The organism is Mesorhizobium sp. WSM4906, assembly GCF_029674625.1.
Classification (GTDB): domain Bacteria; phylum Pseudomonadota; class Alphaproteobacteria; order Rhizobiales; family Rhizobiaceae; genus Mesorhizobium.
On record NZ_CP121355.1, the window covers coordinates 4880467 to 4907430 of the forward strand.

Here is a 26964-nt window from a genome sequence, read left to right on the forward strand (position 1 = left end):
TCAAGAATGAGGCGCCGTTTACCCGAGATGCGCGAATTCTGGCGTCGATTTTGCCGCGACCGGCGCGGCAACTATGCCCTGATGACGGCCATCGCCATGGTGCCCCTGATGGGGGCCGTGGCAATGGGCGTCGATTACACGGAGCTCAACCGCCAAAAGCAGATGGTGCTGAACGCGCTCGACGCGGCCAACTTTGCCGCCGCGAGGCGGTTGGCGGAAGGCGCCACCGACGACCAGATCAAGGCCTATGCGGTCGACTTCTTCAACGCCAACCTCAACAATATCGACCCCGCCAACATCTCGCTTGACGTCACGCTGCCCAGCAGCCAAGCCGGGGGCGGCCTGGTGACCTTGTGCGCGACGCTGCACTACCATCCCTATTTCCACCCGGTGGCGGCTCTGCTCAACGGCGTGTCCGAAGGTGACGCGAACAAGCCGATCACGGTCGCGCCGTGCTCTCAGGTGCGGCTGAAGAACACGCTGGAAGTCGCTATGGTGCTCGACAATTCGGGCTCGATGTCGACGGCCGGCACCGGCACCGGGCAGAAGCGCATCGACCTGCTCAAGCAGGCCGCCAAGCAGCTCGTCGACACGCTGGCGCAGCAGGCGGCGCAGATCAAGCAGATCGACAAGCCGGTCCAGTTCAGCCTCGTGCCCTTCGCCGCCTCGGTCAATGTTGGACCGCGGAACGACAACGCCGCGTGGATGGATACTTACGGCCTGTCGCCGATCGCGAACGAGAATTTCGACTGGTCGACGCTCGGCGCGCCCGACAAATATGCCCAGAAGATCAACGGCATCTGGTACAAGAAAGGTACCGGCTGGGGCACCGAGGAAGGCCAGATCCTGACCCGCTTCGAGCTCTATCGCGACATGAAGGTGGTCACCAGCCACGAACGCATCGCCGGCAGCAAGCGGGTCGTCTGCGACAGGTACCGCTCCAATCATACCTGCTCGGACAGCCACGACGAGTACGACTATAACGACACCTACGGGCCCTTCGCCAGTTGGCAGGGCTGCGTCGAGGTGCGGCCCTACCCTTACAATGTCGACGACACGCCGGCCTCCGGCGGACCGAACAACACGGGCATCGGCGTCGGCGACCCCGCGACGATGTTCGTGCCGATGTTCGCTCCGGACGAGCCCGGCAACCACTGGTACGTGACCCAGGACCCGGACGAGCCGAAGCCCGTGACCTACGGCGCGGCCAACAGCTGGTGGAACGACGACCCATCGAGCACCACCGGCAAGACCCGGCAGTCCAACATGGCCAAGTATTTCCAGCCTCGGCCGATGAATGCACCGGTGCTGGCAAAGGGCGCAGGCCCTAACTACAGCTGCACCACCACGCCGATCACGCCGCTCACCGACGTCACCAATGCGGATGGGCTGGCCGCCATCAAGGCGGCGATCGACCTGATGGTTCCAAACGGCAACACCAATGTTCCGGAAGGCATGGCCTGGGGCTGGCGCACCGTCTCCAGCAGCCCGCCGTTCGCCGAGGGACGGCTGGAGAGCGAACGCGGCAACGACAAGGTGGTCATCGTGCTGACCGACGGCGAGAACACCTATTCGACGGTGAGCTCCGACCCCGCCGGCAACAAGTCGACCTATGCCGCCTACGGCTATACCGGTGTCGGCTACAACGGCACCTCTGTGACCCGCCTGTTCGGCGGCACGTCGAGCGCCATCGGCCAGTTCAACTATTCGTCCGGCAACTACACCAACGCGCTCAACGAGCAGATGGCCAAGCTCTGCGACAACGCCAAGGCGGCCAACATCATGGTGATGACGGTTGCGCTCGACATGTCCTCGGCCGACGCCGGCGACAAGAAGGCGATGGACGCGCTGAAGACCTGCTCGTCCGACTCGCGCTTCCGCAAGGACCCGACCGATCCCAGCAAGCCGGCAAAACTGTTCTGGAACGCGACGGGAGCGACGCTGTCCGACAACTTCAAGGAAATCGCCAACGAGTTGTCGAACCTGCGGGTGGTTGGCTGACGGGAATTCCTAGCGACATTTGAAAGGCCGGCAGGACAGCGCCCCCCTCTGGCCTGCCGGCCATCTCCCCCACTTGGGGGGAGATTGGCAGCTTCGCTGGCGGCGCCCCTCCTGCGACGTTGGCGATTGGCGAAAGCGAACGCGAAATCCGATCTCCCCCCTAGTGGGGGAGATGTCCGGCAGGACAGAGGGGGGCGCGAAGGAACGCTGCCTGAATTACTTTTTCCATAGATGGATAATGGCTGGCGCAACAGCCGGCGCCTTGAAGCCCTTGTGGCATTCCGCGAAGCAGGGCACATCTCAGGCGCGCTTTCCAGGAGACGCCTGTGCCCGACGCCGCCAATCATCTCACCTTCGCGCTGATCTGCCTCGGCATGGTGCTCACGCCTGGGCCGAACATGATCTACCTGATCTCGCGCTCGCTGTCGCAAGGGCCGAAGGCGGGGCTGATCTCGCTGGGCGGCGTGGCGCTGGGCTTCCTGTTCTACGTCGTGTCGGCCGCTCTCGGCATCACGGCGCTGATCTTCGCCGTGCCTTTCGCCTATGACGCGCTGCGCATCGCCGGCGCGCTTTACCTTTTGTGGCTCGCCTGGCAGGCGCTGAGACCCGGCGGCCGCTCGCCGTTCCAGGTGCGCGAGCTGCCGAAGGACAGGCCGCGCAAGCTGTTCGTCATGGGGCTGATGACCAACCTGCTCAACCCGAAAGTGGCGGTACTCTACCTCTCGCTGCTGCCGCAGTTCATCAACCCGGCCAAGGGCCATGTGCTGTCGCAGCTTCTGGTGCTGGGCGTGACGCAGATCTCGATCAGCCTCACCGTCAACGCCGTCATCGCCGTGACCGCCGGCTCGATCGCCGCCTTCCTTGCCGGACGGCCGTTCTGGCTGGTCGTCCAGCGCTGGATGATGGGCACGGTGCTGACCGCGCTGGCGCTGAGGATGGCAACCGAAGCTCAGCGTTAACTGCTACATCGGCCGGCGCACGGGCCGGATCTGTTCCGGCTCGACCACCTTGCGGTAGAGATGCCAGGTCGCGTGGCCGAGGATCGGCATGACGACGGCGAGCCCCGCAAACAGCGGGATCGAGCCGATCACCAGAAGCACGGCGACCGTCAGGCCCCAGAGCGCCATCTGCAGCGGATTGGCCATGACGGCGCGCGCCGAGGTTTCGATCGCCGAGACGGCGCCGACATCGCGGTCGAGCAGCAGCGGGAAGGCAATCACGGTGGTGGCCAGCACGACGACCGCGAAGATGAAGCCTGCCGCATTGCCGAGCAGGATCAGCGTCCAGCCCTTGCCGGTCGTCAGCACGTCGCGCAGGAAGGTGCCGACCGAAGCCGGCGGCTCGGCGCCGAACAGGCTGGTGTAGAGCGATTGCGCGGTGAACAGCCACAGAAGGAACAGCGCGAAAAGCAGGACGCCGATCACCGCGATCGAGGGCAGCGCCGGCGAATGGCGCACGTCCAGCGCATGGTGCCAGCGGCTGCTCATGCCGAGCTCGCGCCGGCGGCTGATCTCATAGAGGCCGATCGCCGCGAAGGGTCCGATCAGCGCGAAGCCGGACATCAGCGGATAGACGAGCTGAATGGCGTTGGAGCCCGACGACCACTGCGTCAGGATCAGGCCGACGACCGGATAGATCAGGCACAGGAACACATAGTGCGAAGGCTTGGCCCAGAAATCCTCGGCGCCGAGCCGCAACGCATCCCACAGATCAGACGTGGTGATGTGGCGCACCGTGGGCTGCACATGCATCCCCCGCGCGTCCGCCATGACATGAAAACCGGCCATTACCGTCCTCCGTATTGCTCGGGGGCGGTCACCGCCTGGGTGGCCGCCCGTGGCTGCCACTTCTAAAGCCTTTGTTTTTATGCATGTCGTTTCCGCAAAACCGCTGCACACTTTTGCGCGACATGCATTGGAACGCGGCGATCATAGCCGATCTTCCGGGGAATGTCGCCGCATAACGCGATTTTCAACGCCTGCCCGGCAAAAGCCATGATCGCCGGTATCAGAGGCCAAATGACGAGCCTGACCACCGATTCCCGCAATCTCGACAGACGCGCATTGCTCAAAGCCGTTGGGCTCAAGGCCGCCGGCCTTGCGGCGCTCACCGCCATTGCCGCCTGCACCAGCGTCTCGCTGCCGACCGGCGAAGGTGCCGGCGTGTCGTCCTCCGCCATCACCACCTTGAGCACGATCCGCACATCGGCCGGACTGCCGGCGCTGGTTCCGGATGCGCAGCTCGAACAGGCCGCACTCCAGCAGGCCGGCTACATGGCCTCGCGCGCCCGCATGAGCCACACCACCGGCTGGGGCAAGGATTTTGCCTCGCGCATGAAGGACAACGGCGTACACGGCGCGGCAGGCGAGAACATCGCCGAGGGCCGCTTCGACCTGCAGAAGCTATTCGACATCTGGATGCATTCCGACGGCCACCGCCGCAACATGCTCGATCCGGATTTCAGCCGGTTCGGGCTCGCCTATGTGCGCGACGGCCGCGACCCCGGCCTGCGCTACTGGGCGCTGGTGCTGGGTAGATAGGCAAGTTGCGGTAGCGATCCTTCGCGCCCCCTGACCGATTGCATAGTCTCCCCCCTTGAGGGGGAGATGGCCGGCAGGCCAGAGGGGGTCGGTCCGACTGGGCTCGGCTTGCTTGTGCAAATGGAGGTTGGCGTTCTATGCGCAGCGACCCCCTCTGTCGCCTTCGGCGACATCTCCCCCTCAAGGGGGGAGATTACGCAGTCGACCCAGCAACGCGGAGCGAGCGATGAAAGTCAGTCCATCTGCGCTGCCGGCGCGCCGCCGGCCGGCGCGGCCTTCGGCTTGCGCAGCAGGATCACGAACGGAACGGCGATCAGCGTCATCACCATCAAGATTTTGAAGTCGTTGATATAGGAGATCATCATCGCCTGGACGTTCACCAGCCTGTCGACCTGCGAAAGCGCTGAGGGATCGCCGCCCGCGGCCGCCGGGGAGGCCGCCCACAGATTGGGGTTGTAGGGGTTGATGAAGGCTCCGAGCTCGCTGTGGTTGATCTGCGTGTTCTGCACCATCAGCGCCGCAACCACCGACACGCCGATCGAGGAACCCAGATTGCGCACCAGGCTGAACAGCGAGGTGGCATCGGTGCGATAGCGTGCGTCGAGCGTGGCGAAGGCCACCGCCGACAGCGGCACGAACACCATGCCCATGCCGAGACCCTGGATGACGCCGGACGAGATGATCAGCCAGTTGTCCATCTGCGGCGTGAAGCTCGCCATGGTGTAGAGCGACTGCGCGGTGAGCAGGAAGCCGATGGCGACCAGGATACGCGCGTCGATCCGGTGCATGATGCGGCCGACGAACAGCATCGAGATCATCGTGCCGATGCCGCGCGGCCCCAGCACGACGCCGATGGTCACGGTCGGATAGCCGAAGATGTTGGCAAGCATCGGCGGCAGCAGCGACATCGAGGCCAGGATCAGCACACCCATGACGAAGATGAAGCCCAGCCCGGTCACGAAATTGCGGTCGAGGAAGATCTTTGGGTCGATGAAGGGATGCTCGGACGTCACCGTGTGGATGATGAACACCCAGAAGCCGGTGATCGACAGGCCGAGCTCGACCCAGATCTCGGTGGAAGAGAACCAGTCGACCTCGCCGCCGCGGTCGAGCAGCAGCTGCAGCGCGCCGACGCCGAGCGAGATCATGGCGAAGCCGAAGAAATCGAAGCTGCGCACGCGCTTGGCGACGGCAGGCAGATAGGCTGCCATGCCGAGGAAGGCGAGGATACCGACCGGCAGGTTGATGAAAAAGACCCAGCGCCAGTTGAAATTCTCGGTCAGCCAGCCGCCGAGCGTCGGCCCGAGGATCGGCCCCAGCATGATGCCGGCGCCCCAGATGGCCATCGCCTGGCCATGGCGCTCCCTGGGATTGATGTCGAGCAGGAAGGTCTGCGACAGCGGCACGATCGCCGCGCCGAACACGCCCTGCAGCAGGCGAAAGAGCACCATCGTCTCGAGGCTCCAGGCCATGCCGCAGGCCATGGAGAAGATGGTGAAGCCGACGACGGAGGCCAGGAACAGCTCCTTGCGGCCGAGGCGGTCGGCGAGCCAGCCGGTGACCGGCGTCATGATCGCGGCGGCCACGATGTAGGAGGTCAGCACCCAGTTGATATTGTCGGGCGAGGCGCCGAGATCGCCGGTCATGGTCGGCAGCGCGACATTGGCGATCGTGGTGTCGAGCGCCTGCATGATCGTCGCCAGCATCAGCGCGACCGTGATCAGGCCGCGATGCGGCACTTCCTTGAAGGGTTCGGGCGTGCTCATGGTGGCGAACTTCCAGCAGGTAACAAAAACGTGTAGCTATTTGTTTCTACGCAATTCCGGACGGAAAACCGCTACACACTTTTCCTGGAATTGCTTTAGGTTTCCGGGCGGCAAGGCCTTCCGTTGAGAGACCCTCATCGCGGTGGGACGCGAGGATCGATGTGGGGGTTACATCGACCGAAAGTCTCTGTTCGAGCGGATGCCTGCCGCCCGGAAACCTGAGGACCGACGGGTCCGTGTCGAAAGCTTCAGCCTGGATCGAGCCGCGAAGCGGCTCGTCTCAAACGCTTAGCTTTCCCACTTCTCCCATCATACCAATTCCCTGCTCCAACTCCCTGTTTCCAGGTCGCTATTGCGCCTGCTCGCCGGCCGTGGCGTGGCCGAAGATCGACGGCAGGCCGCGCGCCACACCTGTATCGACGGTGACCGTCGCGCTCATGCCGGTGCGCAGCGCCATCTTGGCGTCGGGGTCGGTCAATTCCAGGCGCACGGGGATGCGCTGGGTGACCTTGACCCAGTTGCCGGTGGCGTTCTGGGCGGGCAGTAGCGAGAACTCGGCGCCGGTGCCGGCGCCGATCGCCTTGACGGTCGCCTCGAACGTACGGCCCGGATAGGTGTCGACCACGATCTCCGCCTTCTGGCCCGGCTTCATATGGGTGAGCTGCGTCTCCTTGAAATTGGCGTCGATCCAGGTGTCGCCGGTCTCGACCAGCGCGAACAGCGGCGTGCCGACGGCGACATACTGGCCGACCTTGAAGGACGAGGCCTGGTAGACGACGCCGTCGGCCGGCGCCTTCACCGTGGTCTGCGCGAGGTCATAGGCGGCCTTGTCGCGCGCGGCGATCGCCGACATCACGGTCGGATGCTTGTCGGTCTCGATGTCCGGTTTGCCGCCGAGCGCCGCCTTGGCGCTGACGATGCCTTGCTCGGCGACCGCCAGCTGCTGCTTGGCCTTGTCGAGGTCGTTGCGGGCCTCGTCCAGCGCCGACTTGGCGTTGATGCCCTTCTGGGCGAGATCGGCGGCGCGGTCATATTGCGACTGCGCGTAGTCGACCTCGCTGCTCGCCGACTTCTCCTGCGCCATCGCCTGGCTGTAGGCGGCGCGCAGCTGCTCGACATTGAGGCGCGCGGCGGCCACCGCCGCGTCCGCCTGGGCCAGCGCAATCCTGTAGGGCTCGGGGTCGATGACGAAGAGAAGATCGCCCGCCTTGACCGTCTGGTTGTCGGCAATGCCGACCTTAACGATGCGGCCGGCCGTATCCGAGGCGATCGAGATCCTGGCCTGCTGCAGGTTGGCGTTCTCTGTTTCCTGGTAGCGCCCGCCCGTCACCCAGACATAAGCGCCGCCGGCGAGCAGCGCGAGCGGCAGCGCGACCATCAGCAGGAAGCGGCCGGTACGGCGCTTCTTCTTCGGCGCCGGCGCCGGCTGCGGCGCGGGCGCCACCGAAACCGGGGCGGGCGCGGGTTGCGCCGGGGCTTCGGCGATCGGCTCCGCCGACGCCTTGCCGATCGGCTCCGCCGACGCCTTGCCGGCCGGCTGCGCCTCCATCTCAAGCTTGGTGACGTTGTCTTCTATCTTGGCTGCGGCGTTCATGCTGCTGCGCCTTCCTTGTTCTTCATCGTTTCCAGCGACGCCGTTTCGCCGTCCGTCAGATTCTGCACGATCGTGTCGAGCACCCGGATCAGGATGCGGCGGTCTTCCGGCGACACGCCGGTGAGCGATTCCTCATAGACCTCGCCGGCAAGGCTCTTGACGTCGGCATAGGCCGCGTTTGCCTTCTCGGTCGGGAAGATCATGCGAACGCGGCGGTCGGTGGCGTCCTGGCGGCGCTCGATCCAGCCGCCCTCCTCCATCCTGTCGACCAGGCGCGAGACGCTGATCGGCTCGATCTCGAGCAGTTCGGCAAGCCGCGCCTGCGCCACGCCCGCCTCCTTGGCGACGCGTACGAGAAGCCGCCATTGCGCCGAGGAGAGGCCCAATCCACTGGCGCGCGCCTCGAAGCGCTTGCGCATGAGACGCTGCACGTCGTGGATCAAAAATCCCAATCTGTCGATGCCGTCTGAAACCATGAGCGGCATATATAATAAGCGTGCTTACTATTCAAGCAAAATGCATTGTTCCAGATGCCGGCAAATCGCATGGCAGCCATGCGATGCGTTCATGGTTACCGGTCGGCGAAGAAATGCTGTCAGGAAAGCGTGGCGAAGTCCGGGTCGGGTCCGGCCTTGAGCTCCAACAGCCTGCCGATCACCCTTGTGCCGAGTGGCTGCCGCAGGCTCAGGCGCTTCGCCTCGGCCATCTGCACATCGAGCGGCGCAGCGCGATTGCGCTGGAAGAACTCGAATATCCTACGGCGCGCAAAGGCTCTTGTCCTGGAAGTCGAGAAGATGCTGAAGCTGCCGTAGGATGGCACCACCTGATGATCCTTGGCCAGCGCCACGCCGAGGGCGAACTGTTCCAGCGTATGCGTGTCGACCTTCCCGAACAGTCCGCGGATGACGCGGTCGGCGCACTCGACGCTTGCCCGCATGTTCCGGTGCAGCCCCATCACTGCCGAGCTCCAAAGCGGCGCGCTTGGCGACAGGACGAGATCGTCGTCCGCGAACAGGTCTTTCGGCAGGCCGGCAAGGCCCCGGTAGTGCGATTTCGGCGACCTGTTCGCCCGCCCTTCGTTGCGGAACAGAACCGCCGTCCCCGGCGTGACGCGGCCGATGTCGATATCGGGATTGCCGGTGAAAGCGATATCACTGTCGATGTAGAGCACGCGCTCGAAGCCGCGGCCCAGCACGTCGTGCATGACGCGGTTCTTGATGCGGAACCAGTAGCGGCCTTCGAGCGACCAATCGCTGATCTGCTGCGGCGAGATCGGCACGATCTGGAACGGATAGTTTCGGAACAGCTCAGGACGATCGGTATAGGTCACGATCGGACTGGCATCACCCTTGTAGGCGCTGATCAGCAGACCTGCAAAAATCGCGCTATAGTGATAGCCAAGTCCGTTCCCATAAGCGATTATGACATATGCTTGCGACGAACGCTGCTCGACAGTGCTGTCATGGACAGCACCGAGCACACCCACACCAATTTCCATAAAACCCCACCTCTCGATTGCGCATTCACCGCAATCGAGCACCCCCATCTTGCTTATACTGGGAGCAACCCAGCACCTAAACCCGCCTTCACATAATGCTTTGTTCCTCCCCCAGTCAATGGCAACACTAGCTGGCCAGGATTACGTCAGCATGACATGCTCGACTTAAGACAAAAGAATTGGCGAATGGAAATCGACGGTCCATACACACGGTTTGCACGCGATACAGTTTGCTGCATAGATGCGCCGGCGCGAGGGGGCGAATCCATGGTCGACATCTGGCAAGTGGGCATTGTGCCCGAATCGATCGGAAATGCTCTTGCCCCGCACGGTCTCGACAAGAGCCGTGTCGTCTGGCTGCCGCCGCAGGGATCGTTCCGCTTCGTCGCCGACCCGTTCGGCCTTTTCCACCGCGACCGTTTCACGGTGATGGTCGAGGCCTATGACTACCGGGTGAAACGCGGCGAGATCCATTACTACAGCTACGACCGGGACTGGACGCTTCTGGAGCGCGGCGCGGCCCTGAAGGAGCGGTTCCACCTCTCCTATCCATTCCTGATCCGGCAGGGCGAAGACATCTTCATGCTGCCGGAGGCTTACCAGAGCGGGCGGCTGACGCTCTACAAGGCGACCGAATTTCCGAAGGCATGGCAGCCGGTTGCGGTGCTGCTTGACGAGCCGGCGGTCGATGCGACGATCTTGCGCCACCAGCAGCGCTGGTGGATGCTCTATGCGCTGCATGGCCCCGACGGCCAAGACACGCGAGAGCTGCATGCCGCCTTCGCCGACAGCCTGACCGGCCCATGGCGCAAGCACCCGCAAAATCCGGTACGCACCGGCCGCGCATCGTCGCGGCCTGCCGGCTCGGCCTTCGAGCATGAGGGCCAGCTCCATTTCCCGACGCAGGATTGCGAGGCGGGCTACGGCACCGCCATCAACCTGTTGCGCATCGAGCGGCTGACGCCGGAGGAATTTTCGGCCGACATCGTCAAGCGGCTGACGCCGCAGGGCTGGCTCGACGGCTTCGACACCGGCCTGCACACGCTGTCGGACGGTGGCGGCGTCACGCTGATCGACGTGCGGCGCGTTGAGCGCTCACCGACGCGGCACCTGATCAAGCTGCAATACTGGTTGCGGCGACGGCTTGCGGCGATGCCTTCATAGCCGGGCGTCAACCGACTGAAAATTCACTGTGTTTTCGCCGTGCGCTGGCGTCGTTCGGCATGTTCATGATACACCTGTTGCCGTGGATCGGGGGATCAACGCAATGCCGACGCTCTATGCGCTGAAGCCGGCTTTCCAGGACAGGCTGCGGCCGCTGGTCGGCAAGTTGGCTGCAATCGGCGTGACGGCCAATGGCATTACCATACTGGCAACCCTCTTCTCCGTGGCGGCCGGTACGGCGATCGCGGCCTTGCCCGATTGGCGCGCGCCGCTCTTCCTCATCCCTGTCGCGCTTTTCGTGCGCATGGCGCTCAACGCCATCGACGGCATGCTCGCGCGGGAACACGGCCAGGCCTCTATCCTCGGCATGTACCTCAACGAAATCTGCGATGTCGTCTCCGACCTCGCGCTGATCCTGCCCTTTGCCGCCTTTCCGCAATTCGGCGCCTGGGGTGTCGTCGCTTTTGCCGTCGCCGCGGCGCTCACCGAATTCGCAGGCGTGCTCGGCATCGCCGCCGGTGTCGGGCGAAACTACGCCGGGCCGTTCGGCAAAAGCGACAGGGCGCTGGCGCTCGGCGTGGTGGCCGTGCTCGCCGCCGCCGGGCTTTGGCCGGCCGCAATCGCGCCTTTTGTGTTTCCGGCCATGGCTACGCTTTCGCTGCTGACCGCCATAAACCGGATACGCGCCGGTCTTATTGGCAGCGCCGGCTGAGCATCGAGCCATGCCGCCCGGGGAAAACGCCATGCTTCACGAACAGATCGCCACCGCGCCGGCGCAAAGCCTTGCCCGGCAGGCGCAGGAACGCACGTTCCGCAGCCATGACGGCACGGAGATCTTCTACCGTTTCTGGCCGGCGGTGTCCGCCGAGGCCAAGGGCGCCATCGTGCTCTTCCATCGCGGCCACGAGCATGGCGGCCGCATGGCGCATCTGGTCGACGAACTCGGCACGCCCGATTACGCCTTCTATGCCTGGGACGCGCGCGGCAACGGCCGCTCCACCGGCGAACGCGGCTATGCGCCGTCTTTCGCGGCGCTGGTGCGCGATATGGACTGTTTCATGCGCGAGGTCGCCGCCAGGGACGGCTTTGGCACGCAGGACATCGCGCTGATCGCGCAGTCCTTCGGCGCGGTGCTTGCGGCCGCCTGGGTGCACGACTATGCGCCGAAACTTCGCGCCATGGTGCTGGCCTCGCCGGCCTTCTCGGTCAAGCTCTACGTGCCCTTCGCCAAGGAAGGCATCGCGCTCTGGCAGAAGATCAAGGGGCGCTTCTTCGTCAATTCCTACGTCAAGGCGAAGCTGTTGACCCATGACCCGGCGCGCATCGCCTCCTTCGAAAACGATCCGCTGATCACGAGACCGATCGCGTCGAACATCCTCGTCGAGCTCTACCAGCATGCGGCGCGCATCGTTGCCGATGCGCGCGCCATCACCGTGCCGACGCAGCTTCTCCTGTCGGGCAGCGACTGGGTGGTGCGGCATGGCCCCCAGCACGAGTTCTTCGTCAACCTCGGCAGCCGCATCAAGGAGCGGCACGTTCTGCCGGGCTTCTTCCACGACACGCTGGGCGAGCGCGACCGCGCCGAAGCCCTCGACCTGATCCGACCGTTCCTCGAAGCGCGATTCGCGGCGCCGGCAGAGGCCGTCGACCTCAAGCAGGCGGATATCGCCGGCTACACGCGCGACGAGGCCGACCGGCTCGCCTCGCCGCTCGATCTCCTGTCGCCCAAGGGCCTCTACTGGGCGGTGAGCCGCGCCTTCATCCGCGTCGGCGGCTGGTTCTCGCAAGGCATGAAGATCGGCGTCGATACCGGCTTCGATTCCGGTTCGACGCTGGACTATGTCTATGAGAACGAGCCGCGCGGTCTCGGGCCGATTGGCCGCGTGGTCGACCGCGTCTTCCTCGACGCCATCGGCTGGCGCGGTATCCGCCGGCGCAAGCTTCATCTCGAGGAACTGATCGGCTCGGCGCTGGCAACGCTGAAGGCCGCGGGACGGTCCACCAACATCCTGGACATCGCGGCCGGCCACGGCCGCTATGTTCTCGACGCGATCGCCAAAAGCCCGGAGCAACCGACCAGCGTGCGCCTGCGGGACTATTCCGACCTCAATGTCGAGCTCGGACGCAAGCTGATCGCCGAACGCCAATTCCCGGCGAGCGTGTCGTTCCAGCGCGCCGATGCCTTCGACGGCGATGGTCTCGCCGCGCTGGATCCCGCGCCGGATCTCGCCATCGTCTCCGGGCTCTACGAGCTCTTCTCCGACAATGCCCTAATCGCCCGCTCGCTTGGCGGCCTTGCCCGCGCCATGCAACCCGGCAGCCTGCTCCTTTATACCAACCAGCCCTGGCACCCGCAGCTCGAGATGATCGCGCGCAGCCTGACCTCGCATCGCGGCGGACAGGCCTGGGTGATGCGGCGTCGAACGCAAGGCGAGATCGACCAGCTGGTCGAAGCGGCCGGTTTCGAAAAGCTCGACCAGCGCATCGACCAATGGGGCATCTTCACCGTCTCGCTGGCAAGGCGTGTTTAAATCGAGAGACAGAGCATGATGTCGTCCGGAAACCGCTTCATACTTTTCGGCATCATGCTCTAGGACCACCGACGCATGCCGACCGGTGTCGAGCCCCCGCCGCTTTCAACCAGCCCAGCCGCCGAGCCCTATGGGCGGATCGTGATCGGGGCCGCGCTTTGGCTCGCTTTGCTCGCGCCGTTCTTCTATTCGACCTACGGCTTCGCCAACTGGCTGGCCTCGACGCGCGACCATGTCGGCAGCATCGTGTTCTCCTGGGAGCACCATGTTCCGTTCGTCGCCTGGACCATCGTGCCCTACTGGTCGATCAACCTGTTCTACGGACTGTCGCTCCTGCTCAACGACAGCCGGCGCAGCGTCGACCGCCTGGCCGGTCGCTATCTCACCGCGCAGATCGTGGCCGTCGCCTGCTTCGTCCTGTTTCCGCTCACCGCCACTTTCGTGCGGCCGGCGACGAGCGGCCTGCCGGGCTTCCTGTTTGCCGTGCTCGGCGGCTTCGACAAGCCGTTCAACCAGGCGCCGTCGCTGCACATCGCGCTTTTGGCGATCATCTGGGATCACTGGCGCCTGCGCCTTGCCGGTCCGCTTTCGATGCTGTGGCACGGCTGGTGCTTGCTGATCGGCGCCTCGGTGCTGACGACTTGGCAGCACCATTTCATCGACATCCCGACCGGCGCGCTGCTCGGCTTCTTCGCGCTGTGGCTCTTTCCGGCCCAGGGCGAGTTGCCCTTCGCCGGTTTCCGCCTGACCACCGACGGCAAGGCGCGGCGGCTTTCGCTGTGCTACGCGCTGGGTGCCGCCTTCGCGCTCGCGGGCACTGCGATCGGCACCGCCAATTCCGCCGTCGCGCTCGTGCTTTTGTGGCCGGCTCTGGCGTTGGCCATCGTCGCCTTCGCCTATGCCGGAGCCGGCGCGAAAGTGTTCCAGAAGACGGCGGACGGCCATGTGTCGCTGGCAAGCCGCATCCTGCTTTGGCCTTATCGGTTGGGCGCCTGGGTCAACGTCTGGGCATGGACGCTCAAGCTGCCGCCGGTCGTGGCGGTTACCGACGGCGTCTTCCTTGGGCGTTTTCCCGTTGCCGGTGAGGCCAACGGCTTCGCCACGGTGATCGACCTTGCCGCCGAGCTGGAACGGCCGCGCGGCGTGACAGGCCGTTGGCAAAGCTTCGGCATGCTCGATCTCCTGCCGCCGCCGGCGGACATGCTCGACCGGGCGGTGGCGGCGATCGAGCCGGCACGCCGGCAAGGCACGGTGCTGGTCTGCTGCGCGCTCGGCTTCCAGCGCAGCGCCACCGTCGTCGCCCGATGGCTGGTCGCCACCGGCCGCTCGCATACGCCGGCGCAGGCGCGCAAGCAGCTCGCCGCCTCCGGCCGACCGGTGCATCTCCAGGCCGGACTGGATGAGCCGCCATGAGGGACGAAGCCTATCAGCAACGGACAACCGCCTTCGCCGCCATGCTGATCAAGCAGGCGGCGTGGCCGGCTGCCATCGTCATCGCCGGCGACAGCGTCGCGCCTCTGGTCGCTTCGGCGCGCGGCGCGTTCCAGGCGCCGATCGCGGTCCTGGCGCTTCTGGTCGCGGCGGCGAGCGCCGTCGTGGTGCTAGGGCTTTCGGCACTTCTCGTGTTCGACGCGCTGCTGTTCCGGCTGATGGCGACGCACCCCGACGAGGTTTCCGGCGGCGCCGCGGTCGACGATATCCTGGCGCGCATGCGGCTGAAGCCTGCCTCCTCCTCGCCGCGACCGCTCGACGACCGCATCGCCGGAACGCGCCGCCTGCTTGCCCGGCAGCGCATCGCCTTCGCGATCTTCGTCGTCGCGTTTCTCGCAGCAGGGTTCTGGATGCCCAGATGAGCAGGCTTGCGCTCCGGACCTTCACCCTGCTGCAGACGGTCACGTCCGTCGGCCTGTCGGCGCTGGCATGGGCCGTGACCGGCGTGCGCCCGATCTGGAGCGGCAGCCAGCCGTCCGACCGGCAGCGCATCTATTTCGCCAACCATACCAGCCATGGCGATTTCATCCTTTTGTCGGCATGCCTCAGCGAGAAGGAGCGCGCGATAACGCACGCGGTGGCCGCCGCCGAATATTGGGGAAAGTCGCGGCTGCGCCGCTTCATCGCCGAGGACATGCTGTCCTCCGTGCTGATCAGCCGGCAATGGACGAGCCCGGAAGAGAACCCGATCTCCGTCATGCTCTCGGTTCTCGACCAGGGCCATTCGCTGATCATCTTCCCGGAAGGCACGCGCAACATGAGCGACGAGCTGCTGCCGTTCCGCTCAGGGCTCTACAACCTGTCGATGGCGCGGCCCGATGTCGAATTGATCCCGTGCTGGATCGAGAACATGTCGCGCGTGCTGCCCAAGGGCCAGTTCCTGCCGGTGCCGCTGCTTTGCCGCGTCGTCTTCGGCGCGCCGGTGGCGGTGGCGCCGGGCGAGGAACGCCGCGCCTTCCTCGAGCGCGCCCGCGCAGCACTTCTGGCGCTCAATCCGCGCCCCGACCGAGACGATTGATGCGCCACGAAATCAGCATTCTCATTATCGGACTCTTCGTGGTGCTCACCACCGCCAGCGCCACCGCCGCCGTGTTGTCGGCGCGCGCGCCGAAGCCGCTGAGCGCGACGCTCGTCAACCTCACGCAGCGCATCAACGCCTGGTGGGTGATGGTGGCGCTGATGACGGTCGCCTTCTTCTTCGGCCGCTACGGCATGACCATCCTGTTCGCACTGATCTCGTTCGCGGCGCTGCGCGAATTCGTGACGCTGACGCATAGCCGCCGCAGCGACCATTGGGTGCTGCTCGGCATGTTCGGCATCGTCATTCCGTTCCAGTACTGGCTGGTGTGGACGGCCTGGTACGGCCTGTTCGTCATCTTCATCCCGGTCTACTGCTTCCTGCTGATGCCGGCGATCACGGCGCTGCATGGCGATACCGAGCGCTTCCTGGAGCGCGTGTCGGCTCAGCAATGGGCAATCATGATCTCGGTCTACTGCGTCAGCCATGTCCCTGCCCTGCTGACGCTCAACGTGCCGGGCTTCGAGGGCCGCAATCTCTTGCTCATCGCCTTCCTGATCATCGTCGTGCAGGGCAGCGACGTGCTGCAGTACATCTTCGGCAAGCTGTTTGGAAAACACCGCTTCTCACCCAACGTCTCGCCGTCGAAGACCTGGGAGGGCCTGATCGGCGGGCTGGTCGCGTCGAGCCTGCTCGGCGCGCTGCTCTCCTTCATCACACCGTTCTCGCCGCTGCAGGCTTCGGCCGTCGCCTTCGTCGCCTGCACGATGGGCTTCCTCGGCGGGCTCGTCGCCTCGGCCATCAAGCGCGACCAGGGGGTCAAGGACTGGGGCCACCTGATCGAGGGCCATGGCGGCATGCTCGACCGGACCGACAGCCTGGTCTTCGCCGCGCCGATCTTCTTCCACATCGTGCGCTATTTCTGGACGGTGTGATCGCGGCTAGAGCGTTTCACCGTTTCACGGAAACGGCGAACCACTCTATCTCTTTGTTTTTGCGCAATTGCGGACGGAAAGCCGCTCACACCTTTCCTGGAATTGCTTTAAAGCCGCCTGCGCATCAGCAGCGTGACGACGAAGAAAGCGCCGAGCGAGCTGGTGATGATGCCGATCGGCAGTTCCTGCGGCGGCAGCAGCGTACGGGCGAGCAGATCGCTGGCGAGCAGAAGGATCGCGCCGAACAGCGCGCAGATCGCTATCAGCGGCCGATGCAGCGGACCCGCGAGCGGACGGCCGAGATGCGGGATCATCAGCCCGACGAAGCCGATGACGCCGGCCACCGCAACGAGGATAGCAGTGGCCAGAGCGGCGATGAGGAATGTCTTGCGGCGCATGCCCGCCACAGGCACGCCGAGGCTTTCGGCAGCATTTTCACCGGCGAGGAAGGCATCGAAGCGGCGGTGGTTCCAGAGCCCGTAGGCAAGGATGATGCCGGCGCCCAGCGCCGCCAGGCCGATATTGTCCCAGCGGGCGAGACCGAGCCCGCCCATGGTCCAGAACAGCACCGAATGGGCGGCGCGCTGGTCACCGGCGAAGACGAGGTAGTTGGTTAAGGCGGTGAACATGAAGGAAACGGCGAGCCCGGCGAGGATCAGCCGCTCGGGCCCTTGCCCTCTCACCCGCGACACGAGCAGAAGCACGATGGCCGCCGCCAGTATGCCGCCGGTGAAGGCCGCCACCGGCAAGGTCCAGATGCCGAAACTGTCGCCGAAGATGGTGATGACCGAGACCGCGCCGGCGGCGGCGCCCGAGGAGAGGCCGAACAGGAACGGGTCGGCGAGGTCGTTGCGGGTGACGGTCTGCAGCAGCACGCCGACGACACCGAGGCCGGCGCCAACGGAGATCGCCAGCAGCGTGCGCGGCAGCCTGAGGTCGACGACGATGCCGCCGACAGGTCCCGGCACGGCCCGGCCGTCCAGACCGGCCGCACGCGCCAGGGCGCCGACAACCTCGCGAAGCGGTATCAGCGTCGAGCCATAGGCGATCGACAGCAGCGCGAGCGCGACCAGAAGGATCGCGCCCAGCGTCATCGCGAGGGTGAAGGATCGGTGCAAGGTCACGCCGTCAGACCTGTCATCGCCTTGCTTGCCTTCGCGATTGTCCGAAGCCTCCGCGACTTCGTCATTCCAGGGCGAAGCAGGAGCGAAGCTCCGTCGCGGAGACCCTGGAATCCATGCCGTGACCTCGCGCGAAGGGTGCCACGGAGCAGAATTCTGCACCGTGGCGGCGCCTCTGCGTCATGGCATGGATCCTCGGGTCTGCGCCGCGTCGCTTCGCTCCTTGCTCCGCCCGTGGATGACGACGTCGCGGGCGTTTCGGCCAATCTCCGAGGCAGGCGATCAGTCAACGGGAGCATCTCAGGCCATCTGAACGCAAGACCTCAGAACGCTTCCGGATGCATGGCCCTGGCGATCTTGCCGATCGCCTCGATGTTGGCGGGTCCGGGCGTCAGTTCGGCGTAGCGCAGCGCCACGAAGTGCTCGTTCCTGACCGCGTCGGTCTCCTTCATCGCCGGATGCGCCTTGAGAAAATCGAGCAGCTTCCGATAGCCGCCGCCATCCTGGGAGTCGAGCAGGATGAGGAATTGCGGATTGCGCGAAGCGACCGTCTCCCAGTCGGTGTTGCCCCAGCTCGTTTCCATATCGGCCATGATGTTTTCGCCGCCCGCGGCGGCGATCATCGCGTTGGGGATGGCGAACTTGCCGGCGGTGAAGGGCTTGTCCTCGCCGGAGTCGTAGAGGAACACGCGCGTGCCCTTGCGGTCGCCCACCTTGGCGTTGATGTCGGCGAGCTCGGTTTTCCAGCCGGCGACCAGCTTCTCCGCCTCGGCCGCCTTGCCGAAGATCTTGCCGAGCTTCTCGACATCGCCAAAGAGCAGGTCCATCGAGGCGGCGGGCCGGTTCTTGTCGAGATGGACGCAGCTCTCGGTCAGCACCAGCGTCTTGATGCCGTGCGGGGCGAGCGTGTCGGGCGTGACCTCGCCGCCCGGCTTCATGCCGTAATACCAGCCGGCGAAGAAGAAATCGGGCTCGACGGCGACGAGGTTTTCGAGCGTCGGATATTTCGGCGCGAGCTCCGGAATAGACCCTTGCTCAGCCTTGAATTCGGGGCCGACCTTGTACCAGCCGGTGATGCCGGTGAGCCCGACGATAGACGGCTGCAGCTTCAGCGCGAAAGCCATCTCGGCCATGTTGAGGTCCTGGATGACGGCGCGCTTCGGCGGGGCGTCGAAGGTGAGCGGCTTGCCGCAACTGTCGACGGTAACCGGGAAGGCAACAGCCGCCGAGGCGAAAAGCGACAAGGCAAAGGACGGCACGAGGCGTTTCATCGGAAGATGCTCCTTGTTTGGACGGTTCAGGATGACGAGGCGGCGCGACCGGCAAGGTCGAAGACGGTGAGCTCGCGGTCTTCGGTCGGGTGCTGCAGATGCAGCACGTCGATGCCGAAGACCTCGCGGATGAGCGGCTGCGCCAGCGCCTGGCGCGGCGGCGCCAGCGCGTGCAGCCGGGCGTTGCTCATCACCGCGACACGGGTGGCGAAGGGCGCCACCAGAGCGAGATCATGCAGCACGGCGACGACGGTCATGTCGAAGCCGGCCACCAGGCCGAGCAGCTCGCCGCGGGCGCGCGGATCGAGGTGGTTGGTCGGCTCGTCGAGGAACAGGATTTTCGGCTCCTGCGCGATAGCGCGGGCGAGCTGCGCGCGCTGGCGTTCGCCGCCGGACAGCGAGCCGATGGTGCGCGCGAGCAGCGGCAAGAGCCCGGTCCGCCGCAGCGCTTCGACGACGATGTCGCGGTCGTGGTGCCGGCGCCTCAGGCCGGCGTGCGGGACGCGGCCAAGCTCGACATAGTCGATGACGGCAAGTCGCGGATCCGGCTGGTCTGTCTGGCCGACGACGGCGATGTTGAGGGCGCGCTCGGCCGTGGTGATCCTGTCCAGCCGACGTCCGGCCAAGCGGACCTCGCCGTGGCTCGGCGACAGAGCGCCGCACAGCATGCGCAGCAGCGTCGTCTTGCCGGCGCCGTTGGGGCCGACGATGGCCAGCCGCTCGCCGGCCGCCAGCGACAGGCTGACATTGTCGACCAGCGCGCGGCCGTTGGCCGTCGCGCCGAGGCCACGGGCTTCGAGGACCGGCGGCATCACGAGCCAAGCCCCGCCAGGTCGCCCGGATGGTATCTCCAGGCCGCATATCCGATGGCTTGATGGATACGATCGATGGAGCCGTCCAGCATTCCGTCACTCTCCAAAAATGGCGACGGAAGGATGCTGGGACGAGCCGGCCGACAAGGCCGGTGCCCGCGTCTCCTCCCGGCACACCCCGTCCGGTCAACTCGTGTCGATGGCAGGTCTCCTGGCTCGCGGGTCGTTGCGCCATCCGCCTTCCCAGCCTTGCCGGCCAGTGGCGTTCGGATGGAGCTCGCCGCTCACAGTTGCGGGGGCAGCCACGGCCTCGACCCGAAGCAGGTCTCACCGTGTTCCCTTTTCACCCCTTGCCTTGCGGCTCAGGGACCATGACGCCGCCATCGTAGGTTGTCCGCGTGCGAGTCGCAACGGGCTGCCGCGCATCCCCTCACTACAGCTGCCATTTTGTTCTCCCTTCGTTATGTAATAACGTTACGCACTAGAGAATGCCGCCTTCGTTTGTCAACATCGTTTCGACTTCGCTCACCGCGCAATTTCGATCAAACTGGCTGTCGGCGCGGTGGCTAGTGTCGCCCCGCCAAATGCGAGGAGCCATGAACCCGACCGAGAAAGCGCTGTGGTTTGTCGAAAGCCGTCTGCCCGATGCGATTTCGCTCGACGATGTCGCGGCAAGCAGCGGCGTGTCGCGCTTCCATGTGACGCGCGCCTTCGGCGCCGCGACCGGACGGTCGGTGATGGGCTACGTGCGGGCGCGCCGGCTCAGCGAAGCGGCGCGCAAGCTTGCGGGCGGCGCGCCCGACATCCTGTCGGTCGCGCTCGATGCCGGCTACAACTCGCATGAGGCTTTCACGCGGGCTTTCCGCGAGCAGTTCGGCACCACGCCGGAACTGGTGCGCGCGCAGGGCTCGACCCAAAATCTCGACCTCGTGGAGCCTATCCTGATGGACAGTTCATTTCTCGCCGCACTCGAACCGCCGCGCTTCGAGACCAGCCGGCCCTTCCTCATCGCCGGTCTCGGCGAGCGCTACAGCTGCGAGAGCAGCGCCGGCATCCCGATGCTGTGGCAGCGCTTCGGCCCCTATATCGGCCACATCCCCGGCGAGGTCGGCGACGTCGCCTACGGCGTCTGCGTCAATGGCGACGATGCCGGCAATTTCGACTACATCGCCGGTGTCGAGGTGAGCGATTTCTCCGACCTGCCCAAGGAGTTCTTCCGGGTGCGGGTGCCGGCGCAGAAATACGCGGTGTTCCCGCATCGCGAGCACATCTCGACCATCCGCCGCACCGTCAACACGATCTGGAACAAATGGCTGCCGGCCTCGGGACACGAGATCGCCGACGCCCCGGAATTCGAACGCTACGGGCCGGAATTCGATGCACGCAGCGGCAATGGCGGGCTGGAAATCTGGGTGCCCGTGAAGGGCTGAGTGCTGCGGCTTCCCCCTTCTCCCCTTGTGGGAGAAGGTGTCGCCGAAGGCGATGGATGAGGGGTGTTCCAGCGGAATGAGACGCCGGCGTTCCCTGGAATACCCCTCATCCGTCTCGGCGCTGCGCGCCGATCCACCTTCTCCCACAAGGGGAGAAGGGAAAGAGCTAACTAAAGCTCCAGATTCCAGGTCTGGCCGACCAAATCCTTGCCGAAGGAATGGTGGCGCTCTTCCTCGACCAGCTTGAAGCCCGCCGCCTGGTAGATGCGGCGGGCCGAACCCAGTATGTCGTTGGTCCACAACGTCAGCGTCTTGTAGCCCTTGGCGCGCGCGAAGGCGATGCACTCGTCGACCAGGCGTGCGCCGATGCCCAAGCCGCGCGCCGAGGGCTCGACATAGAGCAGCCTGAGCTTCGCCACCTTGGGCGATTTGCGGACAACGAAGACCGAGCCGACCACCTCGCCTTCGCGTTCGGCGATCCAGCTGCGCTCCCATTGCGGGACGAAATTCTTGACGAACTCGCCGAGGATCTCGGCGACCAGCGCTTCGTAGGTCTCGTCCCAGCCATATTCCTGCGCGTAGAGCAGGCCCTGGCGGTGCGTGACCCAACCGATGTCGCCGACCTGCAGCGGCCGCAAGATATAGGGCACCTTGGGTTCGGGTTTGTCGCCGAGCAGGTCCTGCACGGTCCGCATCGCCTTGACCAGGCGCTCCTGGTCGGCCGGCGCCAGACGATCGAGCAGCGCGCGCACCTGGTTGTGCGAGTCCTGGTTGAGCGGCGCGAAGGCCTCCTTGCCTGCCTTGGTCAGCGCGATCGGCGAGCGCCGCGCATCGGCCTCCGAAGCGGCGCGCTCGACCAGGCCGCGCTCCTCGAACTTCTTCAGCAGCCGGCTGACATAGCCTGGGTCGAGGCCAAGGTCGCGCACCAGGTCGCTGGCGACGAGCCCGTCGCGATGGGCCAGTTCGTAGAGCACCCGCGCCTCGGTCAGCGAAAAGCTGCTTTTCAGCCAGCCCTCGTCGAGCACGCCGATCTGCCGGGTATAGAAGCGGTTGAAGGCACGGACCGCATCGATGCGTTCCTTGCCGGGATGGTCGTGGATGGTCATGGCAGTTCCTCCTGTCGCGGACAGGATCAATCATTTAGTTGACTGAGTCAATAAATAGGCGAGCGGGACACTACACAACTTCGTCATTCCAGGGCGGAGCAAGGAGCGAAGCGACGCGCGCAGACCCTGGAATCCATGCCGTGACTTTAGAGCCCCACAACGGTGCAGACCTTGGGGCTGGAGCACCAGCGTAGGCTGTCCTTCGTTTGCATCGCATCATCCTACGGCGAACGTAACGGCATGGATCCTAGGGTCTGCGCGACGCTTCGCGTCGCTCCGCCCTAGGATGACGACGTCGCGGATGCCGGCGCCAAATTGGCCCGGGCACACTCTCACCCCATCGGCAGCGCCGGCCAGAATTCGACGATGCGCCCGCCGGAAAACACCGCAAGCGAGCCGAAATGCTGCAGCACGGCCTCGCTCTGCGTCGGCCTCAGAAAAGCATAGTCCCCCGGCTTCACGTCCGATCCGGCCGGCAACCCCATGAACTGCTGGTTGGACGACAACCCTATCAACCCGCTCGGCTTCATGACTTCAGGGAACAGCGGTTCGGCCATCCACTTGCCGCCATAGAGATAGCACCCCTTGCGCGGGAAGAGGCCGAGCGCCTGCAACGTTTTGGACAGCGCCGCCGGGCCGGGCAGCACCGGGTCGAGCGCCTTCAGGATCGGCGTCGCGATCAGGGCCGCCGGCTGGAAGCCGTCGAGGCCGGGCGTGTCGAAGTCGCTGGGCAGGACGAAGGCCGAGCCGATCGAGACTTCATTGGCGACGCCGCCGCCATGAAGCAGCGCCGTCTTCGAACCGCCGATGTTCAATGTGCGGCGCCGGTCCGGATCGAGGCCAGCCACGAAATCGGCGGCCTTGGCCGATGCCTTCTTCAATGCTCTTTCGGCGCCGCCGAACAAGCCGGGAATTTCCGGCGCATGCGCCTCATAGGCCATGATGCCTTCGCAGCGCAGGCCTTTCGGAATCGAGAGCGCCTCGATCTCGGCCGGGCTTGAGAACCCGCCGCGATGCAGGCCGACGTCGATCTCGAAGGCGAAACGCAGCTCGGTGTCTAGCGCGCTTGCCAGCGCGCCGTATTCCGAAAGCCGCTCCGGCGTGTCGATAAGCCAGCACACGCGCGACCGCCAGCCGGCGCCGCCCCTGGTGAGCGCGGCGCTGGCCGCGCCGGCCGGCATCGGCTTGCCGTAGAGCAGGTCGCCCTCCGGGAAGGCATCGAGCACGGCCTGCGTCACCGGCGGATGGAAGGTCATGAACCGGTTGGTTTCAAGCGCTCTCGCGATATAGGAAAGCAGCGGCAGGCAGGGCAGCGACTTGTCGACGAGACGCACGGCGAGGCCCGGCGCCAGCCTCTGCTTCACCAGCGCGATGTTGGCGTCCAGCCTGTCGCGATCGAGCACCAGACAGGGCCGAAAGATCTGGGCCGCCTTCAGCGCCTTCGACAGTTCGGCGAAATACTCGCTCATCGATCGATGCCGAACAGGCCGGCCATATAGGGCGACACGAAACGGTTCTGAGGGTCGATGTCGCGGCGCACCGCCATCGCATCGTCCCAACGCGGATAGAGTTTCTTGAAATCTGCCGCCTTCAGGCCGTGCATCTTCCCCCAATGCGGCCGGCCGCCATATCTGCGGAAGACCGGCTCGGCGGCGCGCATGAAGGGCAGCGGGTCGTTCGCCGCATCGTGGTGGATGGCGATCGAGCAGGTCAGCCTCTTGTAAAAGGGCGAGAGCCAGAACTCGTCCGGCGCCACCGAACGCACCTCCATCGGGAAGTAGACTTCCGGAAAATGCTTTTCCGTCAGCGCGATGATCTCGGCCAGCGCCTTCGGGCCTTCCTCGTAAGGCAGGTGATATTCCATCTCGTTGAACCTGGTGCGACGGTCGCTGACATAGACGTTGAGCCAGTCCTGCACATAGTCCTCGGACGGCACCTTTCTCACCGCGCCCTTGATCAGCGCGCGGCGCAGCGCCGGCAGCCAGCGCAGCGCGGTGCGCAGCTTGCGCAACGTCGCCAGCCCCTCCTCGTCGTCCTCGGTCGGCCGCGGCGTCGGCCGCGCGTCGCTCAGATCGCTGGCGATGAACTGCGCGTAGCCGGAGAACGGGATGTAGTAGAACTCGGCCGAACGGTGCGCGGCCATCGTCGTCTCGAAATCGCGCAGCATGTCGCCGATCGGCAGCACCCATTTGCGGCGGCGCAGCCGGTAGGTCGCGATGTTGTTCATCGTCACTTCGGTGAGCACGCCGAACGCACCCAGCGCGACGCCGGTGGCGTGGATCATGTCCCGGTCGCCCGCCCGGCTGAACTCGCGCAGCTTGCCTTGCCCGTCGACGAACTGCACCGTTTCGAGCTGCGTGTGATAGGCGCCCAGCGTCGGACCGGAGCCGTGCGTCGCCGTGCCCAGCGCGCCACCGATCGCCTGGCGGTCGATGTCGCCCATATTGGGCAGGCCCTGGCCGATGTCTTGCAGGATGTGCATCAAGGCGCCGAGACGCGTGCCCGCCCTCACCCGCGCCCGGTTGGCGCGGGGGTCGTGCGAGACGAGCCCCTCGATCTTCTCCAGCGAGACGATGGTGCCATTCGATTGCACCAGCGGCGTGAAGGAATGGCCGGCGCCGGCGACGCGCAGGGGACCTGGCGCCGAGCGCACCAGTTCGGCCAGCTCGCCGGCGTCGGCGGGTGTGGCGATCAGCTTGGGCGCCGCCGTTACAAAGCCCGACCAGTTGCTCCAGGCGTTTGCCATCGTCACCTCCCGCTCAGGCTGGAACGCGCCGCCGCGCCACCAGCACAAAGACGCCGAGCAGCGCGACGCTGGCCAGCGCGCTTGCCGCGGCGAATTCCGGCACCGGCCGAAAATTCTCGCCGTCGATCAGCAGCGACGCGGCGATCGGGCCGATGGCGAGGCCGAAGAGCTGCGCGGCCGGCACCAGGAGCACCGCCGTTCGCGTCTCGTCGGCGGTGATCGCCATGCGGATCTGATAGGGCACGATGAAGAGCAGGATGAAGCCCATCACCAGCACGACAGCCCAGAAGACGGAGAGCGCCGGTCCCGATGCGAGCAGCGCCGAGCTGATCGCAGCGACGGCGCCGATGCCGGCGATGGCGAAGCGGTAGTCGATACGCGCTTCGAGCACGGTCGCGGTCATGGCGCCCACCACCTGCGCGGCTAGGCTTGCCGAAACCATCAGGCCGACGGTGCGGCCGTCGATGCCGAACTCGCCGCCGAGCGGCTCGAGGAAGGCCCAGACGGCGCCGAAAAACATGAAGTAGCAGAAGATCGACAGCAGCGCGGCGATGGCCGGCACGGTGAGCACGTTGGAAAGATGTTCTTCCTTCGGCAGATCGGCATAGTCGTCCGGCACGATCCATGCTGCGACGAGCGACAGCAGGCAGACGATGCCGAGCGCGATGAAGCCGCCGGCAGAGCCGGCCGCAGGCACCGCACAAAGCGCGAGCAGCAGCGCCAGCGCGCATTGCGCCAAGGTCTGCACCGTGACGAAATAGCCGCCGATACGCTCGGCCCGGCGCGAGCGGGCGATCAGCTCGGTGGCGACGGCGACAAGACCGCCCTCGGCAAGGCCTGCGAGCGTGCGCGCGCCGATCAGCGCATTGGGACTTCCGGCATAAGCCGTCCAGAAATTGGCGAGCGCCAGCAGGACGAGGAGCAGAGCGCTCTTCCAGCGCATGTTGCGAGCCGGCAAGAGCATCGCCACGATCGCCGATCCGATGGCGATCGCGATCATCTCGGCGGTGGCGACCAGCGCCAGTTCGTCGCCGGTGACATGGCCTTCCGCGTAGAGCGCGCCGAGCAGCACCGGCTGGAGTCCCAGGATCAGCAAGCCGACCGAGCCGATCCACAATGCCGAGGCGAGTTGCAGGCCGGTCGGATTGCCAACCAGCCAGTCGCCGTTTTCGGCTTGCGCGACATCGGTGACGGTCACGAAGCGCCTCCCTTGCAGTCCGAATGAAAAGCTGACAAGTTGTCAGCATTTCGCGAAACTGATACTTGATCAGTTTCCTGTCAACCGAGAATTCACAGCTCTCGCGAGAGATTTGGTGGATGAGCGAAGCAAAGGCGACGGAACCCAGGCGCAGGCCGAAGCAGGAGCGCAGCCGCGAGCGCATCGATGCGATCCTCGCCACGACCATGCGGCTGATCGGCGAGAAAGGCATCGACGCGGTGACGATGAAGGAAGTCGGCGCGCTGGCCGGCGGACCGATCGCCACGGTCTATCATTACTTCCCGAGCAAGTCGGCGATCCTAGCCATGCTCTACGAGCGCTTCTCGGAGGAGAGCCGCGCGCGGCTCTGCGAGATCATCGCCCATGTGCGGCACCGCGACGACGTGATGCCGGCTGCGGACCGGCTGCTCGACGACTATCACGGCCGCGTCGCCGGAGATCCGGCGATCCAGGACCTGCAGAACGCGATCCAGGCCGACAAGGCGCTCAAGAATCTCGACATCGCCGAAACGAGGCGACAGGCGGAGATGTTCTGCGATCATGTCGGCCCGCTGATCGAGCCGGAGCGGCGCGAGGCTTTCGCACGCATAGTCTTCCTCATCTTCCAGCTCGCCGGCGGCGTCGTGCGGCTGGCGCTGACCCAGGACGAAGACGAGGGACGGCGCACGATCGAGGACTACCGCTCGATCATCCATGCGCAGCTGAGGTTGTTTTTGTAGAA

At 65.4% G+C, this 26964-nt stretch carries 24 protein-coding genes and 1 riboswitch; of the genes, 12 read left to right on the forward strand and 12 right to left on the reverse strand.

The features are described from left to right. Positions 1–27 precede the first annotated feature (27 nt). Together QAZ22_RS23450 and QAZ22_RS23455 are read left to right on the forward strand one after the other, a co-directional pair. Positions 28–2001 carry a pilus assembly protein gene (locus QAZ22_RS23450; RefSeq protein WP_278207919.1) on the forward strand — a complete coding sequence of 658 codons (1974 nt, stop codon included), beginning with the start codon at positions 28–30 and terminating at the stop codon, positions 1999–2001. A gap of 326 nt (positions 2002–2327) precedes the next feature. After that, complete coding sequence (locus QAZ22_RS23455; RefSeq protein ID WP_278203096.1) at positions 2328–2960, forward strand: LysE family translocator; 633 nt, start codon at positions 2328–2330, stop codon at positions 2958–2960. Between the two features lie 3 nt (positions 2961–2963). Here QAZ22_RS23455 and QAZ22_RS23460 read toward each other — a convergent pair whose 3' ends face one another. Further along, positions 2964–3788, reverse strand: a complete 825-nt coding sequence (locus tag QAZ22_RS23460; protein WP_278203097.1) for a DUF2189 domain-containing protein — start codon at positions 3786–3788, stop codon at positions 2964–2966. A gap of 231 nt (positions 3789–4019) precedes the next feature. Here QAZ22_RS23460 and QAZ22_RS23465 point away from each other — a divergent pair, with 231 nt between their 5' ends. Then, positions 4020–4541 carry a CAP domain-containing protein gene (locus QAZ22_RS23465; protein WP_278203100.1) on the forward strand — a complete coding sequence of 174 codons (522 nt, stop codon included), beginning with the start codon at positions 4020–4022 and terminating at the stop codon, positions 4539–4541. A gap of 233 nt (positions 4542–4774) precedes the next feature. Here the strand turns inward: QAZ22_RS23465 and QAZ22_RS23470 are convergent, their stop codons facing one another. The 4 genes from QAZ22_RS23470 to QAZ22_RS23485 form a co-directional block, all read right to left on the reverse strand. After that, on the reverse strand, positions 4775–6307 hold the full coding sequence (locus QAZ22_RS23470; RefSeq protein WP_278203103.1) for a DHA2 family efflux MFS transporter permease subunit: 1533 nt from the start codon (positions 6305–6307) through the stop codon (positions 4775–4777). 349 nt (positions 6308–6656) lie between these two features. Then, complete coding sequence (locus QAZ22_RS23475) at positions 6657–7901, reverse strand: HlyD family secretion protein (RefSeq protein ID WP_278203105.1); 1245 nt, start codon at positions 7899–7901, stop codon at positions 6657–6659. Then, positions 7898–8377 carry a MarR family transcriptional regulator gene (locus QAZ22_RS23480; protein WP_278207920.1) on the reverse strand — a complete coding sequence of 160 codons (480 nt, stop codon included), beginning with the start codon at positions 8375–8377 and terminating at the stop codon, positions 7898–7900. The genes QAZ22_RS23475 and QAZ22_RS23480 overlap by 4 nt, the downstream gene beginning before the upstream one ends. Before the next feature lie 119 nt (positions 8378–8496). Next, a complete protein-coding gene (locus QAZ22_RS23485) occupies positions 8497–9399 on the reverse strand; it encodes a hypothetical protein (RefSeq protein WP_278203106.1) in 903 nt (300 codons plus the stop codon). A 267-nt stretch (positions 9400–9666) separates the two neighbouring features. Between QAZ22_RS23485 and QAZ22_RS23490 the strand changes: the two genes are divergently transcribed. The 7 genes from QAZ22_RS23490 to QAZ22_RS23520 all read left to right on the forward strand — a co-directional run bounded on the left by QAZ22_RS23490 (position 9667) and on the right by QAZ22_RS23520 (position 16538). Beyond that, positions 9667–10563: a glycosyl hydrolase family 43 gene (locus QAZ22_RS23490; protein WP_278203108.1), complete on the forward strand. Its 897-nt coding sequence runs from the start codon at positions 9667–9669 to the stop codon at positions 10561–10563. A gap of 103 nt (positions 10564–10666) precedes the next feature. Next, entirely contained in the window at positions 10667–11275 is a 609-nt protein-coding gene (locus tag QAZ22_RS23495) for a CDP-alcohol phosphatidyltransferase family protein (protein ID WP_278203109.1), read from the forward strand. Positions 11276–11306: 31 nt separating this feature from the next. Then, positions 11307–13094: a bifunctional alpha/beta hydrolase/class I SAM-dependent methyltransferase gene (locus QAZ22_RS23500; RefSeq protein WP_278203110.1), complete on the forward strand. Its 1788-nt coding sequence runs from the start codon at positions 11307–11309 to the stop codon at positions 13092–13094. 75 nt (positions 13095–13169) lie between these two features. Continuing rightward, a complete protein-coding gene (locus QAZ22_RS23505) occupies positions 13170–14507 on the forward strand; it encodes a phosphatase PAP2/dual specificity phosphatase family protein (protein ID WP_278203112.1) in 1338 nt (445 codons plus the stop codon). Continuing rightward, positions 14504–14947: a hypothetical protein gene (locus tag QAZ22_RS23510; protein WP_278203114.1), complete on the forward strand. Its 444-nt coding sequence runs from the start codon at positions 14504–14506 to the stop codon at positions 14945–14947. The genes QAZ22_RS23505 and QAZ22_RS23510 overlap by 4 nt, the downstream gene beginning before the upstream one ends. Further along, positions 14944–15603, forward strand: a complete 660-nt coding sequence (locus QAZ22_RS23515; RefSeq protein ID WP_278203115.1) for a lysophospholipid acyltransferase family protein — start codon at positions 14944–14946, stop codon at positions 15601–15603. Before QAZ22_RS23510 ends, QAZ22_RS23515 begins: the two co-directional genes overlap by 4 nt. Next, on the forward strand, positions 15603–16538 hold the full coding sequence (locus QAZ22_RS23520; protein WP_278203118.1) for a phosphatidate cytidylyltransferase: 936 nt from the start codon (positions 15603–15605) through the stop codon (positions 16536–16538). Before QAZ22_RS23515 ends, QAZ22_RS23520 begins: the two co-directional genes overlap by 1 nt. A 107-nt stretch (positions 16539–16645) precedes the next feature. On the opposite strand, the gene QAZ22_RS23525 is transcribed toward QAZ22_RS23520, so the two are convergent. From QAZ22_RS23525 to QAZ22_RS23535, 3 genes are all read right to left on the reverse strand, one after another. Further along, a complete protein-coding gene (locus QAZ22_RS23525) occupies positions 16646–17632 on the reverse strand; it encodes an iron ABC transporter permease (protein ID WP_278207921.1) in 987 nt (328 codons plus the stop codon). A gap of 350 nt (positions 17633–17982) precedes the next feature. Continuing rightward, positions 17983–18930: an ABC transporter substrate-binding protein gene (locus tag QAZ22_RS23530; RefSeq protein ID WP_278203119.1), complete on the reverse strand. Its 948-nt coding sequence runs from the start codon at positions 18928–18930 to the stop codon at positions 17983–17985. Positions 18931–18956: 26 nt separating this feature from the next. Then, positions 18957–19745 carry an ABC transporter ATP-binding protein gene (locus tag QAZ22_RS23535; protein ID WP_278203122.1) on the reverse strand — a complete coding sequence of 263 codons (789 nt, stop codon included), beginning with the start codon at positions 19743–19745 and terminating at the stop codon, positions 18957–18959. A gap of 180 nt (positions 19746–19925) precedes the next feature. Further along, positions 19926–20131, reverse strand: a riboswitch (cobalamin riboswitch). Between the two features lie 207 nt (positions 20132–20338). Between QAZ22_RS23535 and QAZ22_RS23540 the strand changes: the two genes are divergently transcribed. Then, positions 20339–21172 carry an AraC family transcriptional regulator gene (locus tag QAZ22_RS23540; RefSeq protein ID WP_278203123.1) on the forward strand — a complete coding sequence of 278 codons (834 nt, stop codon included), beginning with the start codon at positions 20339–20341 and terminating at the stop codon, positions 21170–21172. Between the two features lie 170 nt (positions 21173–21342). On the opposite strand, the gene QAZ22_RS23545 is transcribed toward QAZ22_RS23540, so the two are convergent. The 4 genes from QAZ22_RS23545 to QAZ22_RS23560 all read right to left on the reverse strand — a co-directional run bounded on the left by QAZ22_RS23545 (position 21343) and on the right by QAZ22_RS23560 (position 26222). After that, the gene (locus tag QAZ22_RS23545) at positions 21343–22278 is read right to left on the reverse strand and encodes a helix-turn-helix domain-containing GNAT family N-acetyltransferase (RefSeq protein ID WP_278203126.1); all 936 of its coding nucleotides are present in this window, start codon (positions 22276–22278) and stop codon (positions 21343–21345) included. A gap of 332 nt (positions 22279–22610) precedes the next feature. Next, the gene (locus tag QAZ22_RS23550; RefSeq protein ID WP_278203127.1) at positions 22611–23747 is read right to left on the reverse strand and encodes an alanine racemase; all 1137 of its coding nucleotides are present in this window, start codon (positions 23745–23747) and stop codon (positions 22611–22613) included. Continuing rightward, entirely contained in the window at positions 23744–25024 is a 1281-nt protein-coding gene (locus tag QAZ22_RS23555) for a D-arabinono-1,4-lactone oxidase (RefSeq protein ID WP_278203128.1), read from the reverse strand. Before QAZ22_RS23555 ends, QAZ22_RS23550 begins: the two co-directional genes overlap by 4 nt. A 13-nt stretch (positions 25025–25037) precedes the next feature. Beyond that, on the reverse strand, positions 25038–26222 hold the full coding sequence (locus QAZ22_RS23560) for an MFS transporter (RefSeq protein WP_278203130.1): 1185 nt from the start codon (positions 26220–26222) through the stop codon (positions 25038–25040). A 119-nt stretch (positions 26223–26341) separates the two neighbouring features. Between QAZ22_RS23560 and QAZ22_RS23565 the strand changes: the two genes are divergently transcribed. Continuing rightward, entirely contained in the window at positions 26342–26962 is a 621-nt protein-coding gene (locus tag QAZ22_RS23565; protein WP_278203131.1) for a TetR/AcrR family transcriptional regulator, read from the forward strand. Positions 26963–26964: the final 2 nt, after the last annotated feature.